Here is a 16,860-nt window from a genome sequence, read left to right on the forward strand (position 1 = left end):
GTCGGCACCAGCCGTGCCGACAGGATTGAAGTCATCATCGCATCCGAGATCAGTCTGCCAATACAGGACCGGGCTGATTGACCTTTTGCGCGTCACGAGCATCGCCGGGCATCTCGCGATGTTCAAACTCACCCGGTTTCGGCTCCCCGGGACGCTGGTTGCGGTCCGGAGTCGGATTGTCGGGAATCGTGTCCCCTGTCTGCTCAGCCCACTGATCCAGCACTGTGCGGAGACGAGCCAGTTCACTCGCATATTCAGGCTTATCCGCCAGATTCTCAAACTGGTGAGGGTCTTGGCTGACCTTGTATAACTCTTCCCGTGGACGGGGCTTGAGAAACACATCCTTCTGATTTTTATTCAACTTGCCAGCTTCGAAACGTTCCCATAACACTTCGCCCGAAGGAAAGTCGATCGATTCCACGCACAGATTGCGCTGCCCCGGCAACGCGTTTCTGATATAGAGCCAGTCACCGGAACGAACCATGCGTTCGTGGGCTTTAAAAACGTGCCAGTTATGCTCCCCAAATGCATAGTCGCGGACCTTCGCCTTCGGATCGGTAAACAGATTCTCAAAGCTGACGCCCTGCATCCGTGGATCCGCTTTGACTCCCGCAACGTGCAGAAAGGTCGGCCCGAGGTCAATTGTACTGACCAGACTGTTCGTCACGGTTCCCGGCGAAATGACTTTGGGCCAGCGAACCATCATCGGCGTTTTGATACCACTATCGTAGAGTCTGGTTTTACAACGGGGAAAGGGACGTCCGTTATCAGCGAAGAACAGCACCAGTGTATTATCCGCGATTCCCTGGGCATCCAGTTCATCCAGAATCTGACCGGTGAAGTAATCCAAACGGCTGATCTCATCGTAATACTGGGCGAGGTCTTTCCGCGTTTCCGGACTGTCAATCAGATACGGAGGCACAACCACATCTTCTGGTTGATGCGGCTGAGTCTGTTTGGATTTCTGCCAGGCACGATGTGCATCGGTGGAAGCGAACCAGCAGAAGAAGGGCTGATCCTTGGGCCGTTTTTTGAGAATCGGTACCCAGTCTTCTTCGCGTCCCGGTCCTTTTCCCTTGGAGACATGATCAAAGGACGTCAACGCGTACGGGCCCATATGCTGTTTGCCGGAGATCACCGTGTAATAGCCGGCATCGCGCAGTAGCTGGGGAAACAATACCTGTCCTTCCGGCAGCGGCGTATGCAGTTCCGGGGCTCCTGTATTGTGTGGATAACGACTGGTGATCACACTGCAGCGACTTGGGCTGCAACTGCTGATGGTCAGATAAGCGTTATCAAAACGCAGACCTTCTTTGGCCAGCCGATCCAGATTAGGAGTACGGATCGAGGGATGACCATAACTGCCCAGATCATTCCAGGAGACATCGTCTGCCAGGATCATCACGATATTCGGACGCGTTTCGGCAGCTGGGGAAACAGTGACACACAGCAGAGAAAGCAGACAGAATGTAAACAGGCAGAGCAGCCCGTTTCGAGAACGTATCAGAACATGCATCGGGCACGTCACCTCGTTTTGAAAGATTGCAGGATCAATAAAAAACGACCTGTCACCAGACCGCAGACTCTACGGTACTACAACAGGTCGGACTTCACAATCTTGAGGTGGTAATTCTACGGAGAAGATTCTCAGCAAGTCATTTCATAAACAAAGGTTAGTAAATCGACATCATTCGATTTCCGGATCAATTCCGAAGTCTTCAGTCTCTTCATTTTCGAGCAGAATATCTTCGTCTGACTGAGCCTGTTCTTCTTCAGGCATCGGTTCAAAATTGATGGTGAGATGCACTTCATGGTGGACGACGGGATTGTATTGCGATCCCAGTGGTTCAAAACGCAGATGGATATTCGCTTCCGAGGCGATTTCATCCGCCGTCTGCTCGGCTGTTTCCGCCAGATCACTCTGGCCACTTTCCCGATAACAGGCTCCCAGTGATTTCCAGGGAAGTTGGCTGTGCGGGATCGGCAGCAAATCTGCCGCGTACTGTAAGGGTTTGATCGCCTCCGAGAAACGACCGATCCGTTTTAAAGATTCCCCTCGCAGGAATGAAAAGGACGCCGTCAGGGATCCTGGATCAGTCACTTTATCCAATTCTCTGAGTGCCTGATGGGGCATCCCCAGTTCCAGATAACCCTCTGCAGCAATCAGTCTGCGAACTGTTTTTTGAGGAATTCGAGGAATCATCATCATAACCTCCCATATCACCATCAGCAGGTGAAGACGCTGGTTGAATTTCAGGGGAAATTAAAATCTCTCGACCCGTTTTCCGTCTCCCATCATTTTGAAACGTCTCGACGGGTCTGCTGGTTTAATTTTATTGCATAGAATGTGCCAAATCTGCCTCCCTGCAACAAAAGCAATCCATAAACCCATAAATAATTGTCACTTAACACATCATGGCAGCCTTGTAATCGGCATAGACAGTGCCAATTTGGCGGTCGCTCAGGTATCAATCTGGTGGCAGATCGAATCAAAACTGCACAACCACAAGGCTTTTCTAAAGACAATCTAGAAACGGAACCGGTTCACTTCCGGCATGGGAATCGAAGTCAGCACCCTCTGCTGCCCTTTGACAGGCCTATGTACCTACTACGTAAAAACGGACTATTATTCGGCGGGAATTTTCCGAAACATCTGTTCTAAATCCTGTTTTTCTTCGGCTTCCGTTTTCGGAGAGGCAGCATCGGACTCAGCCTGAGGACTGTTCGGCCAGACAGTGGAGAGGCGTGAGGTATCGCCCTGCAACCAGTCTTTATGGCCGTTCGCTTCTTCTGGTTTCAGGAAGAGCACGGTTTTAAACTTTTCCGGCTCCAGCGCGACTTGTTGTTTGTCACCGACCGTTGGTGCAGGCTCAGCCTTGGTGACCTGCTTCCCGCCCTGTTTCTCTGCCTCTGCAGGGGCCTCTTGCTTCGGCTTGGCTGTCGCGTCCTGTTTGCTCTGTGGCTTTTCTTTCGGCTTGTCTTTTTCCGTCGACTCTTCCTGGATCCACTCGGCCAGCGTCTTTACTTTGCGGTCCTTGATTTCAGCAGGAATTTCGTTGGCGGCATCTGATGTCTCAATGAACTTCGCAGGCTCCAGGTAATCCACCGTGCTATCATTGTTGAAATCATCACCTGAGCCAATGGGGATTTCAATCCTGGCCCCCGCAAACTGAGCTCCATCTTTATAGATCGATCCCCGTTGGAAAGGTCCTGCTCCCAGAATCCAGGTATCGCGGGCCGTACTCTTCGCCTGCAGCACACCAGACTGCCAGACACGCTCCTTCGTCTTCTGGTTATAGGCAAACACACTGATTTTCGCAGCCGCGATCTGATTGTTCTTTTTCGCCAGCGAGATTTCCGGAATCGTCGGAATCGCGGGAGCTGTGGGGACCAGCGAAGCAGCTGAGGAAAGCATGTTACTGGCTGGAATCCCATAATTTACTTCATGGCCATTCGTGGCCAGGGTTCCCACGCGGGCTTCAATAATGTAATCCGCGTCTTCCTTCTTTTCCTGAATCAGACAGTTCGCAGCCACGATCTGCTGCCTGAGAGAACTGATGATATAGTCGCCATTCACAAACCCGACCCCTTTGATATTCTTGATATAAGACGTATCAAAGAAGACTTTTTTGTTCGAAAGCGTGCTGAAGTCGAGATGTGAAATCGTCTGATCAACTGCATCAGATGTCAGCAGCTGTTCGGTCGCGCTGTTGCTGATCATCTTACCGCACCCGCATAAACAGGGGAGCAGCAGCACCAGCAACCAGATCGAAATCCTGTTGTTGAAGAACCGAATTTTATCAAACATGAGTTTCTGCGATCGTGAGTTCAGCACAGAGTAGATCCACACGGTTTCCACTGGCAGTTCGGTCAATACCGAGAGACAGTAGCCCGGAAGACTGTGTGAAAGGCACATCAGTACGCAATCTCTGTTCCTTCATGCGCACATGAAAAAACAAAGGCAGGTATACTAAATTGTAATGTGGGAAATGCAGGCCAATTCCAGGACGGAATCAAGACCAGGAGGAGATACAGAGCCCATCGGTTGTAGAACCGACCAAAACCCGGTATCAGTCAGCGGGCGACCTTAATTGAGAGTGATTAAGAAACCCGCCTGGGAGCGGCAGTATAGCTGACACATCGCGAAACTCAAATATGATTCTGTAATTCGTTCAAATCACACAATTCATTCTAATACAATCACTTACAAAGATTCTAAATCTGACACTCAGAAATATTTTCTGAGTTTTTCTCAGCAAATCAGCGGGGAATTCGGGGCAGATCACGCCAGTTACTCCCCACCGATCCACTCATTCGGGAAGAGACCTGCATCCATTCCCAACGCGGAAATTCTTCGCGCGGCGCCCGCAGGACTTCGCACGAGGATTCAATTTCCTCGACCGCCTCAGCAGTCAGCAGTGCGACTTCCGCCAGCTCGTGATAGCCCCCCAGTCGGAAGCATTCACTCAGGGAGCTCCAGGCCTTACGACTTTCCATTACGGGAAACAGGCGGGCAGCCTGATGCAGTGGCTCAATCGCTTCGTGGTAGCGTTCCTGACGCAGATACGATTCGCCAATCAGAAACAGCCGCATCGCTTCCAGGGGGCCGGCCTCTTCAACCGTCGAGAGCGCTTCCAGAGCCTGAATGGGCATTCCCAGTTCCAGGTATCCTTCAGCGGCCATCAGTTTGTGAACAACTTTGGGAGAAACGTTTTCTAACATGATCAATTCCTTTTTTAACCGGTGGGGCAAGCAATCCATTGCCCGGCTGCAGTCAGTTTCTTAACAGGCCTCAATCCTCTGAGACACAAATCACTATGAAAAAGTTCAAATGCAAGCCGCATACCAAAGGCGATCCCTCAGTATTGCAATTCTCCTATCTCCCGCTTAGACAACAGTTTTCAGGCTGAAGATTTTTCACTTCGTATACGAAGGACCGATGTTTCTGCACTTTCTACTCTGAAAAACACTGTAATTTATACATCATCAGAAATTGATATCTCGTATTCGACGCCCCCTCAGACGATGTGAAAACTTGCACTTCCTCTCTGTAAACTGCATGATAGAAATCAATCCAGAAACTCAGATACGATTTGCATGCACAATCATTCCTACACCAGCTTGAGGACGAACCCGATGCAGCCGCGCTTAGAACACCCTTTCCGTTTCACATTCACTCTGCTCGCCGCTTTCTGTTTGAGCCAGTTGCTGCTCACAGGTCACGGTCTGCAGAAACTCGCTGCAGCTTCAAAACAGCGTCCCAACATCCTCTTCATTTTTACTGACGATCACGCCTCACACGCGATGAGCTGCTACGGCTCCAAGGTCAACGAGACTCCCAACCTGGACCGGATTGCCCGTGAAGGTATGCGGTTTGATAACTGCTTCTGCACCAACAGTATCTGTGGCCCCAGCCGTGCCGTGATCCTCACTGGAAAACATAGTCACCTCAACGGCTTCAAACAGAACGGCAACAAATTCGATGGTTCGCAACAGACCTTCCCCAAGCTGCTCCGCAAGCAGGGATACCAGACCGCCATTGTCGGGAAATGGCACCTCGCCTCCGATCCCACCGGCTTCGATTACTCTGAGATCCTGATCGGCCAGGGGCCCTACTACAATCCTCCCATGATTCGCAATGGGGAGCGTGTTAAACACGAAGGCTACACCACTGACATCATCACCGACCTGGCACTCGACTACCTCAAGAACCAGCGAGATCCCAACAAGCCTTTCATGCTGATGTTCCAGCACAAGGCCCCGCACCGCAACTGGCAGCCCGGCCCGAAACACCTGCACATGTACGACGACGTCACCATTCCCGAACCGGAAAATCTGTTTGACAACTACGAAGGTCGCGGCACCGCAGCCAGACAACAGGACATGACCATCGCTAAGACGATGACCGATTTCGACCTGAAACTAACCCCTCCCAAAAATCTGACTCCAGAACAACTGAAGGTCTGGAACGCCGCTTATGAACCGAAAAACGAGGCCTTTCGCAAAGCCAATCTCAAAGGCAAAGATCTGGTCCGCTGGAAATATCAGCGTTATATGAAAGACTATCTCCGTTGTGTCGCCTCCGTCGATGATAACGTGGGCCGCATGCTCGACTATCTGGAAAAGTCCGGACTGGCTGAAAACACCGTCGTCATGTATTCCTCCGACCAGGGGTTCTATCTCGGCGATCACGGCTGGTTCGACAAGCGGTTCATGTATGAAGAATCCTACCGTATGCCATTGCTGGCCCGCTGGCCCGGCGTCATCAAACCGGGCAGTGTCAACACAGACCTCGTCTCCAACCTCGACTTTGCAGAAACCTTCCTGAATATTGCCGGAGCCCCCATCCCCTCCGACATGCAGGGAGTCAGCCTGGTCCCCCTCTTCAAAGGCGAAGAAACTGCATGGCGCAAAAGCCTGTATTACCACTACTACGAGTTCTACAACGACCGCCGTTCCGCCCATATGGTTCGTCGGCACAACGGGGTCCGTACAAAACGCTACAAGCTGATTCACTTCTACAATCTGGGTGAATGGGAACTCTATGACCTGGAAAAGGATCCCCAGGAAATGCGCAGCGTGTACGATGATCCCGCCTATGCCCCCATTGTCAAAGAGCTGAAAGCAGAACTCAAAAGTCTCCAGCAGCAGTATCAGGTTCCCGATGACACCGGTTCGGTCCAGAAGGATCCCCCGTCTCTGTATCAGAAACCGCGGAACAGCGGCACGCCTCAGAAGAAACGGGCACCGAAGAAGCAGAAGCAGTAAGCGGCAATATCCCAACAGCGGTCAGGCTTCGGGAATCCGCTCAAAGCGGATCCCGGCCACCGCGTATTGTCGCATGCCCAGATCCCAGCGCCAGGGTGGCAACATTTCCAGGTTGCAAACCTGTCTTGCCAGGGGCGACTTACCCTGCAATTGCGCGAGCAGGATTCCGGGATGCACACCGTGGAAAAAATTACGCGACGAAAGCAGCTGCGAAAGGTACTGCGTAAACTGAAAGTCGGGAACCTGTTTCAGATCACCAGCCGACTCTGATGAAACAAAATCACTCACGATCAAGCCGCTGCCCCCCGGCGTAATCAGATCCACTATCGTGCGATAATGCTGTGCGCGGACAGCCTGCATTAATTCCTCGAACCGGGGATCGGTCTCCCCGACCGCATGAATGACCTGCAGCACCAGTTGGCTCAAAATGCAGGTGGAACAGACCACATCGAACGGACCGGGCAATTCCAGCGGATTCGATCCCGACAGCTCTTCCAGGACTTCATCCAACAGAGATTGTGTCGTGTCCTCTTTCCGGGATAATTCCGCAAGCTGCTCACCGACTCCGGTCAGATCACCTGTATGGCAGAAAACCGCCGATTCTTCTGAGAGGTTCTGGGCTTCCAGTGCATACTCCAGTGCGTTCTCATCCAGGTCGACCAGATGAATTTCGTCGTAGACCTGCAACAACTGGTTTAGATCGAGATCATTGCAGTTCCCCGCCCCCAGCACACACAGCCGATCCCCCTGTACAGAGGACAGTTGTTTCAGGTAACGGGTTACGGTACTTCGATGCTGCTGGCTCGACTCCCAGCTGGGACGGCTGGCTTGATTAAATCGAAATTCTTCCTCGAATAGTGGATTCATTTACCTGGTCTGAACACTTTGGAATGTTGAGTGGGTTCTCGGATTATAGGAGTCAGTTCAACTGTAATTCCTGCACCAGATATATCAATCGAAAACGGAGTAGAAATGCATTTTTCGCTACCACTGTCGCGTGGATTCAGCCAAACTAGGGGTCCATCAACCTGGAAGGGACTGGTAATCGACAGCGGACGCATGCCGGTCGGTATGTGGATCACTTGATTCAGTGTGTCGTTCCCGGCCTGATAAAGCACTCTGAACGTAACTTGCAAGAACTCTCTTACCCAAGCTGATAATCCACAGTCATGTTATTTTTCGTATTTGCCTGCCTGGTTCCGGCCTTTGTCATTTCCTTTCTGGCAACGGCACTCATGCGCAAACTGGCCCCACGCTGGGGACTCATCGATCAACCTGCCCAGCGGAAAGTGCATGTCACCCCCACCCCGCTCGGAGGGGGTGTCGGCATCTGGATGGGGGTGATCATTCCCATCGCTTCTGCTCAACTGATTGCCTGGATCATTTTGAAGTCAGGCAGCACTCCCGCGTGGATTCCCCGCGAACTGGCTCCGCATCTGGAAGGAGTCCTCTATCGCTCCCAGCAACTCTGGATGGTCCTGGGCGGAGGCACCATCCTCGCTGTCATGGGCCTGCTCGATGACAAACTTAATATTTCCTGGAAACCCCGATTGATCATTCAACTACTCGTCGCCATCGGCCTGGTGCTGGGAGGCGTGCGGGGCACCCTGTTTGTCGAACAACCGTGGGTGGGGATGGTACTCACGGTGGCCTGGATTATCGTGCTCGTCAACTCCCTGAACTTCCTGGACAATATGGATGGACTCACTTCGGGTATCGGCCTGATCGCTGCAGTACTCTTCGCCTGGATCATGCTGCGTTACACTGGAGAACCACGCTGGCTGGTAGCAGGTGTCCTGCTCGTTCTGGCGGGAGCCATCGCCGGCTTCCTCTGTCATAACTGGCCCCCGGCAAAAATCTTTATGGGAGACTCCGGCAGCTATTTCATCGGGTTACTGCTCTCCACCATGACGGTTCTGGGAACCTTCTATTCGGGGAACTCTTCTGCAGGTGCGTCCGAAGGTGCCCGCCACGTGATTCTGGCCCCCCTTTGTATTCTGGCGATTCCCCTGTATGATTTCTGTACGGTGATGATTATTCGCCTGAAGGAAGGACGCAGCCCGTTCCATGCAGATAAAAGTCACTTTTCACATCGCCTGGTTGAACTGGGACTCAGCAAACGGGACACCGTGCTGACCATCCACCTGGCGACACTCACCACCGGTGTCGGAGGCCTGATCCTGTATGAGGTTTCCTCCTGGAACGCGGCACTGCTGATTATCCTGATGATTCTCTGCGTGCTGTCCATCGTTACGATTCTGGAGAACGTAGGTCGGAAAAATCGGAATGAGTAAACGCCGAAAGCAAAACCGATCACAACCAGAGGCGTCCAGCACTGCACTACCGGATGCAGCACCGATTTCGCTGGGACTTTTCTGCGACGCCAAGCTGCTCTTCCTGACCGGATTACTGATCACCGCCCGCTATTTCCTGCCGGCGGAATCGGCCCCCCAGGGAGAGACACTCCCGCTCGTGCTGGCCTGGTTTCTGGTCGCAATCCTGTTCTTCACGTCTCAATTTACCGACTGCGCCCGTTCGCTACGACTCGACCGGTTTGACGCAGCTGTCTGGTTGCTGGTACTGGGGCAGGCGCTGTCAGTCCTGGTAATGATCCTCTTTTATGAAGGTCAACAACGGGCGGCCCTCCACATGCTCTGGGAGTGGATGGCCCTCGGGTTGTCGTTTTCTCTATTCCGCCGCATCGTAAGGTTCCCCGCTCAACGGATGACCTTTCTGCATTGTTTCATGGCCACCATCGTCCTGCTCTCCCTCTACGGAATCTGGCAACATCACTGGATGTACAAGCAGCTCGCCCGGGAATATCAGTCGGTAAGGCAGCAGTACGATGCCGCCGTCACTCCAGAAACGCAGGCGAAATTCCAACACGAACTCATCTCAATGGGGGTCCCCGCGAATGCCCTCAGTGGCAGCGGCCGAAAGCAGTTCGAAGCGCGCCTCTTGGACAGTAGCGAACCGCTGGGTATGTTTGCCCTGGCTAACACCTTTGCCGGCCTGCTCACTGTCGGGTTCTTGATCGCCGTAGGACTGAGTGTCCACAGTCTCCTGCCCCCCAGAACCGAAGGTAGTCCGCCAGTGGATCGTAACAGGTTCCAGATCGCGGTCTACCTGATCTCGACCATGCTCATAAGCTACTGTCTGATTCTGACGAAAAGTCGTAGTGCCTGGGGCGGGGCTCTGGCGGGCCTGGTCTGTCTGGGTCTGCTGAAACTGCTGCAACGTCAACGCCTCCGTCAGACCACGCAGCGGCTTTCCCGCAAACAACTGATCACAGGCGTCACTCTGGTTGCCTGTGTGCTGGTCGGATTTTTCCTGCTCGCCACACTCAGCGGCGGCTTCGACCGCGCCGTTCTTTCCGAAGCCCCCAAGTCACTCCAGTACCGCATCGAATACTGGACCGGGACCTGGGACGTCATTAAAGAAAACCTGATGTGGGGCACCGGTCCGGGCAATTTTCGCGAACACTATCTCAAATATAAGCTCCCCGGTTCGAGTGAGGAAATCGCCGATCCACACAACCTGTTTCTCGACGTCTGGGCGAATGCCGGTTTGATTGCTCTGGCCGGTCTTTTATTAATCATCACGCTGGCAGGCTATCAGTGGTTCCTGAAGCCGCTGCTCCAAAAGCAGCCGTCAGACTCAAGATCTCCCGTGAATGATGAAGCTGATTCCTTCCAGCGTTTGGCGCTGGTTCTGGGTTTTGCTTTCACATTTCCCCTGCTCTGGATTCTGCAGCTCTTTCTGTCGGGCATCGATGAATCGGTGCTCTGGCTGTTTCTTCCCGGCTGGGTTGTCATTTATGTCCTGCTGCGAGGCGGAAGGAAACAGACCGCCGACCAAGCTGTACTGGATCTGTCTCCTACATCATTGATCCCCCTTTCACTGGCAGCCGGATTTGTCGCTCTCTCTGTGCATCTACTGGTGGCGGGTGGCATCGCGATGCCCGCCATCACCCAGACCTGGCTACTCCTGCTCGCGCTGGCTTTCCCGGTGACACCCGCTCCGTCTCCCGAAAATTCAGAACAGGTCGACTCGGAACAAGCACAACAGCGCCCCACCCAAAGTGTACATAAGAAAACCCTGGCTCTCGCTTTATGTGGTCTGTTATTGATTTTATTCGTGATGAGCGACTTTGCGCCAACATTTCAGAGTCAATCGCTCGTAAAGAGAGCAGAGCAGACGCTCATGCGTGGGCAGTCGGCTCGGATTGCGCAACAGCTATTCAGTCAGGCCGGTCAGGCGGACCCGTTCTCCCCCGAACCCTGGCAGGCCCTGGCTGAGCTGAAATTTAGAGAGGGAGTCCAGAATCGACAGGCTTTCGAGGAGGCTGTTTCTTTTAAACAGGCAGCCATTCAGCGAAATCCGTTGAGTCCGCTCAACTATTTTGAGCTGGGACGTCGGTACCATGAACAGTTCGAAGCATCTCATCAGCAGGAGGATCTGACCGACGCGATCGAAAATCTCAATCGGGCCGTTTCCGGTTACCCGCATAATGCCCGCTACCGCGCTCTGCTGGCGGAGGCCTTCCACGCAGCGGGACAAATCAGCGAAAGCCGGAAACAGGCCGAACAGGCACTCGAACTCGATCAGGCCAACCGCAGTGCACAACACGTGGACAAATATCTGACAGACGAAACGGTAAGTCGCATGAAACAAATAATTAACGAGAGACAAACGAATCAGAATTGAACTCAACCATGCTTGGGCTCATAATGACATAAGGTTTGATTACAGACTTGTTTTTATTGCTGGTATTTTAATTCTTTCTTCGTTGGTGTCACAATGAATTTTCGAACTGTTACAACTGTGGTTGTTCTGTTTATCGCCCTCGCGGGTACCGTCTGGCTGGGCCGGACCAATAGTGAACTCAAGACAGTTGCCCCCGTCAAACCAGCCTCCGAGCCGGATGAGAAGCGTCCTAAAATCGCACCTAACGGACCGTATCCCAAAGCAGTCGTACCACAGCCGATCTACTTCTTCGGCAGCATGGCAGTCGGGCAGTCCATGTCCCACAAATTTGTTATCAAAAATGAAGGCGAAGTTCCACTCGAAGTTCAGAAAGGGGCCACCACCTGTAAATGTACTCTGAGTGAGATGCAGGACAATCTGGTCCCGCCTGGCAAACATATTGAAGTCGAACTCACCTGGACCCCTAAAGCAGCTCAGGAACGCTTCGGCCAGACCGCGACGATTTACACCAATGATCCGGAGAAAAAAGAAATCAAACTCCAGATCGAAGGAGCCGCAAACAGCCTGATCTCCTTTACGGGCGATTATCAGGGGTCTGCCAACTGGGCCTTACCAGTCATGAGCAGCACGGAACCAGTTAAATACACCGGAAAGATTCATACGAAATATCTGGACGAATTCAAAATTCTGGAAATCGAAGCCGATCACCCCGGCCTCTCTTCCACCTTCCGACCGCTCACCAAACAGGAACTCAAAGAAGTGGACGCCAAGACCGGCTACGCGGTTGAAGTCACCGCAGATCCGGATAAATTCCCCCTGGGTGGTTTCAACGAACGCATGCTGCTCAAAACTGACATCCCCAACGAGCCACACGACCACCCAGAGGGCGAAGGACATGATCATAAACATGACGCCGATCCGGGAACCCGGGATTTCATCATCCAGGTTTCGGGAAATCACACCGGCCCCATCCGCATCGTCCCCACTTTCGGCGTCCGCTGGGATCCGGCCAGTATGCATCTGAATCTGGGCGAGTTTTCAGCAGAAAAAGGCAAAACAGCGGTCCTCTCCATGTTCGTGGAAGGGCTTGACGAACCACTGAAAATCCTCGATCAGCAGATCGAGCCAGGCTCCCTCAAATTTGAAATCGAAAAAGACGAATCCTTTGATTCCAAAAATAAACAGCGCTACTTACTGAAATTTATCATTCCTGAAGGGCTACCTCCTGTCTCATTTGGCCGTGGGAATCTGGCAAAGGTGAAATTAAGCACCAACCACCCCCGCGCCAAAAACATCGAGTTCAAGGTTCAGTTCATTTCACTGTAAGCAGTATAAATTTCAATATGTTACCAATTCAGAACACCCAGGCGTTCACCTGTCTGGGATGGATCTGAATTGTCAGATCAACCTCCCGGGCCAGAGGTAGATCGACTTTGACGCAAAACCATGTTTTGAACTAAGATAAACCATGCGGAGTTCCTCCTGCATCGTTATGTTACTCAATCAATTCCATGGAAGGCCGCACTGAATGTCTTACCTGCCACAATCCTCTTTCACCTGCCTGCTGGCACTCTTACTGACTCTCCTTCTCGGATGCGAAGGGCAATCAACACCGCCCGCCACCACGGAAACAGCCACCGATACAACTCCGCAGAGCACTGCTCAGACAGAACCAGAACCGTCTGCAGAGAAAACCCCGGCGGAAACAACCAGTCCCAAGCAGCCAACCGTTAAATCTGAGGAAAAACAGACTCCAGTCGCCGCGGGGCACACGCCAGCCAAATCAGAAAAAACTCCCCCGAAATCATCTGATACACCTCCGCCCAAACCAATCTTCGAAGGCTGGCCCACTCCTAAATTGGCTATCGTCCTGACCGGCGAACGCCACGGATATCTGGAACCCTGTGGTTGCACACAAAACCAGACAGGCGGCGTCTCACTACTCGCTAATCTCTTCAAGCAGATTGAAGACCGTAAGTGGCCCGTTACTGCCTTTGACCTGGGCGGTCTGGTCAAACGCAACCGCCGACAGAGTCAGATCAAATACGAAACCATACTGGCTGCCATGAAAGACATGAAGTATGGCGGAGTGGCCCTCGGACCGGAAGAACTTCGTTTTGGAGCCGACATCTTTCTGCAGTTGCACAATCCGGATCCCCCACAGCCTGATACCACACCAACCTTCCTCGCGGCAAATCTCCTGGTCCTGGAGACCCCCGAACTGGGCAAAACCAAATTCAAAGTTGTTGAGACGAATGGAGTCAAAATCGCCGTCACATCCATTCTGGGGAAAAGTCGCAAAGGACAGTTTCCAGACATTACCTGGCAGGAACCCGCCAAAGTTCTGCCCGAAGTCATCAAAGAAATGCAGGCCACCAAACCAGACCTGATGTTATTGTTGTCGCAATCCAGCAAGGATGAATCCAAGGAACTCGCCAAGCAGTTCCCAGAGTTCGACATTCTGCTCACTGCCGGCGGCGTGGAAGACCCACTGGGTGATCCCGAGTATATTGGCAAAACGATGATGGTCGACGTAGGGCACAAAGGAAAAAGCGCCGGCGTGGTCGGCTACTATCCCGACGCCGATGCCAAAGGCGATCCCAGGAAACGTTTCCGCTTTACGGTCATCTCTCTCGACCGACAGCGGTTTAAAGAAACACCGAAAATGGCCGAACACATGCAGTTCTATCAGGATCGCCTCAAGCAGGAAGATCTGGCTGCTAAAGAACTGCCGATTGACCACCCCCGCGGAGCGACCTTCGTCGGAGCGGAAAAGTGTGGTGAATGCCACACCAAAGCCTATGAAAAATGGTTAACGACCGCCCACGCCCATGCCTACGAGAGCCTGATCAACGGCCGTAAGGATCAGATCGAACGGGGAGATAAAATCATCTCCCGCATCTATGATCCCGAGTGTCTCTCCTGCCACGTCACCGGCTGGCATCCGCAGGAAGTCATCCGCTACAAAAGCGGCTTCGTCAACAAACAACAGTCACCGCATCTGCTCGGACAGCAATGTGAAAACTGTCATGGCCCGGGAAGCGGACACATTGAACTCATCGATATGGACAAAGTCGAAGAGGCCAAAAAAGTCATGCGGGTCACGCTTGCCGAAGCCAAGAAAACCACCTGCTATCAGTGTCACGATCTGGATAACAGCCCGAAGTTTGAATTCGATTCTTACTGGGAAAAGATCAAACACCCCTGGCGGGACTGATCCGGGACCAGTTACCAACACTACAGACTTCTACTTTCATCAGAGACGTTCCCCCATGCTGGAAATCGAACAGAAATTTCGAATCCCCAATCAATCGCAGCTGCTTGTGCAACTCGAACAGATTGGTGCTGAGCAGGGTGCGACGCTGGATCAGGAAGACTACTACTTCGCTCATCCCAGTCGGAACTTTGTCGAAACCGATGAAGCACTCCGCATCCGCCGGATTGGCACAGAGAATCACATTACCTACAAAGGCCCGAAGCGGGCCACGGTCAGCAAGATCCGCAAAGAGATCGAGCTGGCATTCGAAACGGGCCCCGAGGCTCTGGCCCAGTTGAAAGAGATGCTCGAACTCCTCGGCTTCCAGCCCGTGCGAAATGTGAAAAAACAGCGGACTCCCTTTTCGTTTCAACACGAGCAGCGTCACTTCGAGATCACCATTGACGAAGTCGAAGGGCTCGGCACCTTTGCCGAAGTAGAAACTCTGGCAGAAGAAGCGGAACTGGAACAGGCCGAAGCTGCAGTCATCCAGCTGGCAGAACAACTCGGGCTCTCCTCCCCCATCCGCACCTCATACCTGGGAATGTTGATGCAACAGGCTGAGGACTCCTGAACGGAAGCGGTCTTCTCCAATTTTTCATCGTTTTCCGGCCAATTAGTCCTTTTCAGACTGCGGATAATCTGAAATAATTGCCGACAGCTATAAATGTCTCATGTTTGCCGTTGTGACAGGAGTTGATTCAAGATAATATATCTTTGTTCACAACAGGCACTTCTTTGAAAACCATGGGTCGAGACGGCGTTCAATAATAGGCGTCCCCGCAATTCTCGATAAATTAGGCACTTGCTTCGCCTGACGACTCGAACTCACTTGCGGGGCAATTGCATATTATTGAAGGAAGACCTCAATGGCCGCTAAAGCACGATCAAAACGGGCTGCTACCCCTCCCGCTCCCAGTCACAACGGAACCAATGATTCCGAAGGGATGCTCAAAAACGCCTTGGGACAAATCGAACAGGCGTTCGGTAAAGGCTCCATCATGAAACTCACCGGGGAAAACGCCCGCGCTGTCCCCTCGATCGCCAGTGGTGCCCTGTCCCTTGACCTGGCACTCGGAGGCCATGGATTTCCCCGTGGTCGTATTATCGAACTCTATGGACCGGAATCCAGCGGTAAAACCACCCTGGCCCTGCATGTCATCGCCAACGCCCAGAAAGAGGGTGGCATCGCCGCGTTTATCGACGCCGAACATGCTCTCGATCCCGTCTGGGCCAAAAAACTGGGCGTCAACATCTCCGAACTGCTGGTCAGTCAGCCGACCTACGGCGAAGAAGGCCTGCAGATCGCTGAAATGCTGATCAAATCCAATTCGGTCGATGTCATCGTTGTCGACTCGGTCGCTGCCCTGGTCCCCAAAGCGGAACTGGATGGCGAAATCGGTGACTCACACGTCGGCCTGCAGGCACGTATGATGAGCCAGGCCATGCGGAAACTGACCGGTGCCATTTCCAAATCCAAAACGACTGTGATCTTCATCAACCAGATCCGTGAAAAGATCGGCGTCATGTTCGGCAGCCCCGAAACGACTCCCGGCGGTCGCGCACTGAAGTTCTACAGTTCTGTCCGCGTTGACGTCCGTCGTATCGCGACACTCAAAGACGGTGACACGGTGACAGGCATTCGTATGAAAGCCAAGATCGTCAAGAACAAAATTGCACCTCCCTTCCGCATTGCTGAGTTTGACATGCTCTCCACCGGAGGCATCAATTTCGAACTCGACCTGCTGGATCTTGCCGTGGAAAACAAAATCGTCAAGAAGAGTGGCAGCTGGTTCAGCTATGGTGAAACGCGACTGGGCCAGGGACGAGACCGTTCCAAGGCAGTGCTCGAGGAAAACCCCGAACTCTGCCTGGAGATTAAACAGAAGGTCCTCGAAGCCCAGGGGCTGGTTGCTTCCACCGAGGAAGAACCGGAAACGGAACCCGAAGCTGTCGAGGCCTGATCCTCTCGGCTGGCCACAGCCTGACAAATACACCTGCTAATGCTGAAACGACCTTGAAGCCCCACGGGTATTCAAGGTCGTTTTGCATTGGGTTCTGTACGAAAACACTGTAAAATAAGGACAATTCGAATACCAGCGCTTTCGGTTTCCGCGTGATTTCTGTTC

At 52.7% G+C, this 16,860-nt stretch carries 12 protein-coding genes; 7 read left to right on the plus strand and 5 right to left on the minus strand.

Going from position 1 to position 16,860, the window contains the following annotated elements:
- Positions 1–49 precede the first annotated feature (49 nt).
- The 4 genes from FYZ48_RS13630 to FYZ48_RS13645 all read right to left on the minus strand — a co-directional run bounded on the left by FYZ48_RS13630 (position 50) and on the right by FYZ48_RS13645 (position 4,722).
- Positions 50–1,516 carry a sulfatase family protein gene (locus FYZ48_RS13630; protein WP_149341236.1) on the minus strand — a complete coding sequence of 489 codons (1,467 nt, stop codon included), beginning with the start codon at positions 1,514–1,516 and terminating at the stop codon, positions 50–52.
- Between the two features lie 171 nt (positions 1,517–1,687).
- The gene (locus FYZ48_RS13635; RefSeq protein WP_149341239.1) at positions 1,688–2,206 is read right to left on the minus strand and encodes a hypothetical protein; all 519 of its coding nucleotides are present in this window, start codon (positions 2,204–2,206) and stop codon (positions 1,688–1,690) included.
- Positions 2,207–2,626: 420 nt separating this feature from the next.
- Positions 2,627–3,808 (minus strand): DUF6655 family protein, encoded by a 1,182-nt coding sequence (locus FYZ48_RS13640; RefSeq protein WP_149341241.1) that lies wholly within the window; start codon positions 3,806–3,808, stop codon positions 2,627–2,629.
- Positions 3,809–4,260: 452 nt separating this feature from the next.
- Complete coding sequence (locus tag FYZ48_RS13645; RefSeq protein WP_145181298.1) at positions 4,261–4,722, minus strand: tetratricopeptide repeat protein; 462 nt, start codon at positions 4,720–4,722, stop codon at positions 4,261–4,263.
- Between the two features lie 414 nt (positions 4,723–5,136).
- Here FYZ48_RS13645 and FYZ48_RS13650 point away from each other — a divergent pair, with 414 nt between their 5' ends.
- Entirely contained in the window at positions 5,137–6,768 is a 1,632-nt protein-coding gene (locus FYZ48_RS13650; protein ID WP_149341243.1) for a sulfatase family protein, read from the plus strand.
- Between the two features lie 21 nt (positions 6,769–6,789).
- On the opposite strand, the gene FYZ48_RS13655 is transcribed toward FYZ48_RS13650, so the two are convergent.
- On the minus strand, positions 6,790–7,635 hold the full coding sequence (locus tag FYZ48_RS13655; RefSeq protein WP_149341245.1) for a hypothetical protein: 846 nt from the start codon (positions 7,633–7,635) through the stop codon (positions 6,790–6,792).
- Between the two features lie 302 nt (positions 7,636–7,937).
- On the opposite strand from FYZ48_RS13655, the gene FYZ48_RS13660 reads away from it, so the two are divergent.
- The 6 genes from FYZ48_RS13660 to recA all read left to right on the plus strand — a co-directional run bounded on the left by FYZ48_RS13660 (position 7,938) and on the right by recA (position 16,695).
- The gene (locus FYZ48_RS13660) at positions 7,938–9,062 is read left to right on the plus strand and encodes an MraY family glycosyltransferase (protein WP_145181295.1); all 1,125 of its coding nucleotides are present in this window, start codon (positions 7,938–7,940) and stop codon (positions 9,060–9,062) included.
- The gene (locus FYZ48_RS13665) at positions 9,055–11,475 is read left to right on the plus strand and encodes an O-antigen ligase family protein (RefSeq protein WP_149341247.1); all 2,421 of its coding nucleotides are present in this window, start codon (positions 9,055–9,057) and stop codon (positions 11,473–11,475) included. Before FYZ48_RS13660 ends, FYZ48_RS13665 begins: the two co-directional genes overlap by 8 nt.
- Before the next feature lie 93 nt (positions 11,476–11,568).
- Entirely contained in the window at positions 11,569–12,801 is a 1,233-nt protein-coding gene (locus tag FYZ48_RS13670; protein ID WP_149341249.1) for a DUF1573 domain-containing protein, read from the plus strand.
- A gap of 202 nt (positions 12,802–13,003) precedes the next feature.
- Positions 13,004–14,692: a multiheme c-type cytochrome gene (locus FYZ48_RS13675; RefSeq protein WP_149341251.1), complete on the plus strand. Its 1,689-nt coding sequence runs from the start codon at positions 13,004–13,006 to the stop codon at positions 14,690–14,692.
- Between the two features lie 55 nt (positions 14,693–14,747).
- Positions 14,748–15,305 (plus strand): class IV adenylate cyclase, encoded by a 558-nt coding sequence (gene cyaB / locus FYZ48_RS13680; protein WP_187782015.1) that lies wholly within the window; start codon positions 14,748–14,750, stop codon positions 15,303–15,305.
- A gap of 295 nt (positions 15,306–15,600) precedes the next feature.
- Complete coding sequence (recA, locus tag FYZ48_RS13685; RefSeq protein ID WP_145037511.1) at positions 15,601–16,695, plus strand: recombinase RecA; 1,095 nt, start codon at positions 15,601–15,603, stop codon at positions 16,693–16,695.
- Positions 16,696–16,860 lie beyond the last annotated feature (165 nt).

This window comes from Gimesia chilikensis (assembly GCF_008329715.1).
Classification (GTDB): Bacteria; Planctomycetota; Planctomycetia; order Planctomycetales; family Planctomycetaceae; genus Gimesia; species Gimesia chilikensis.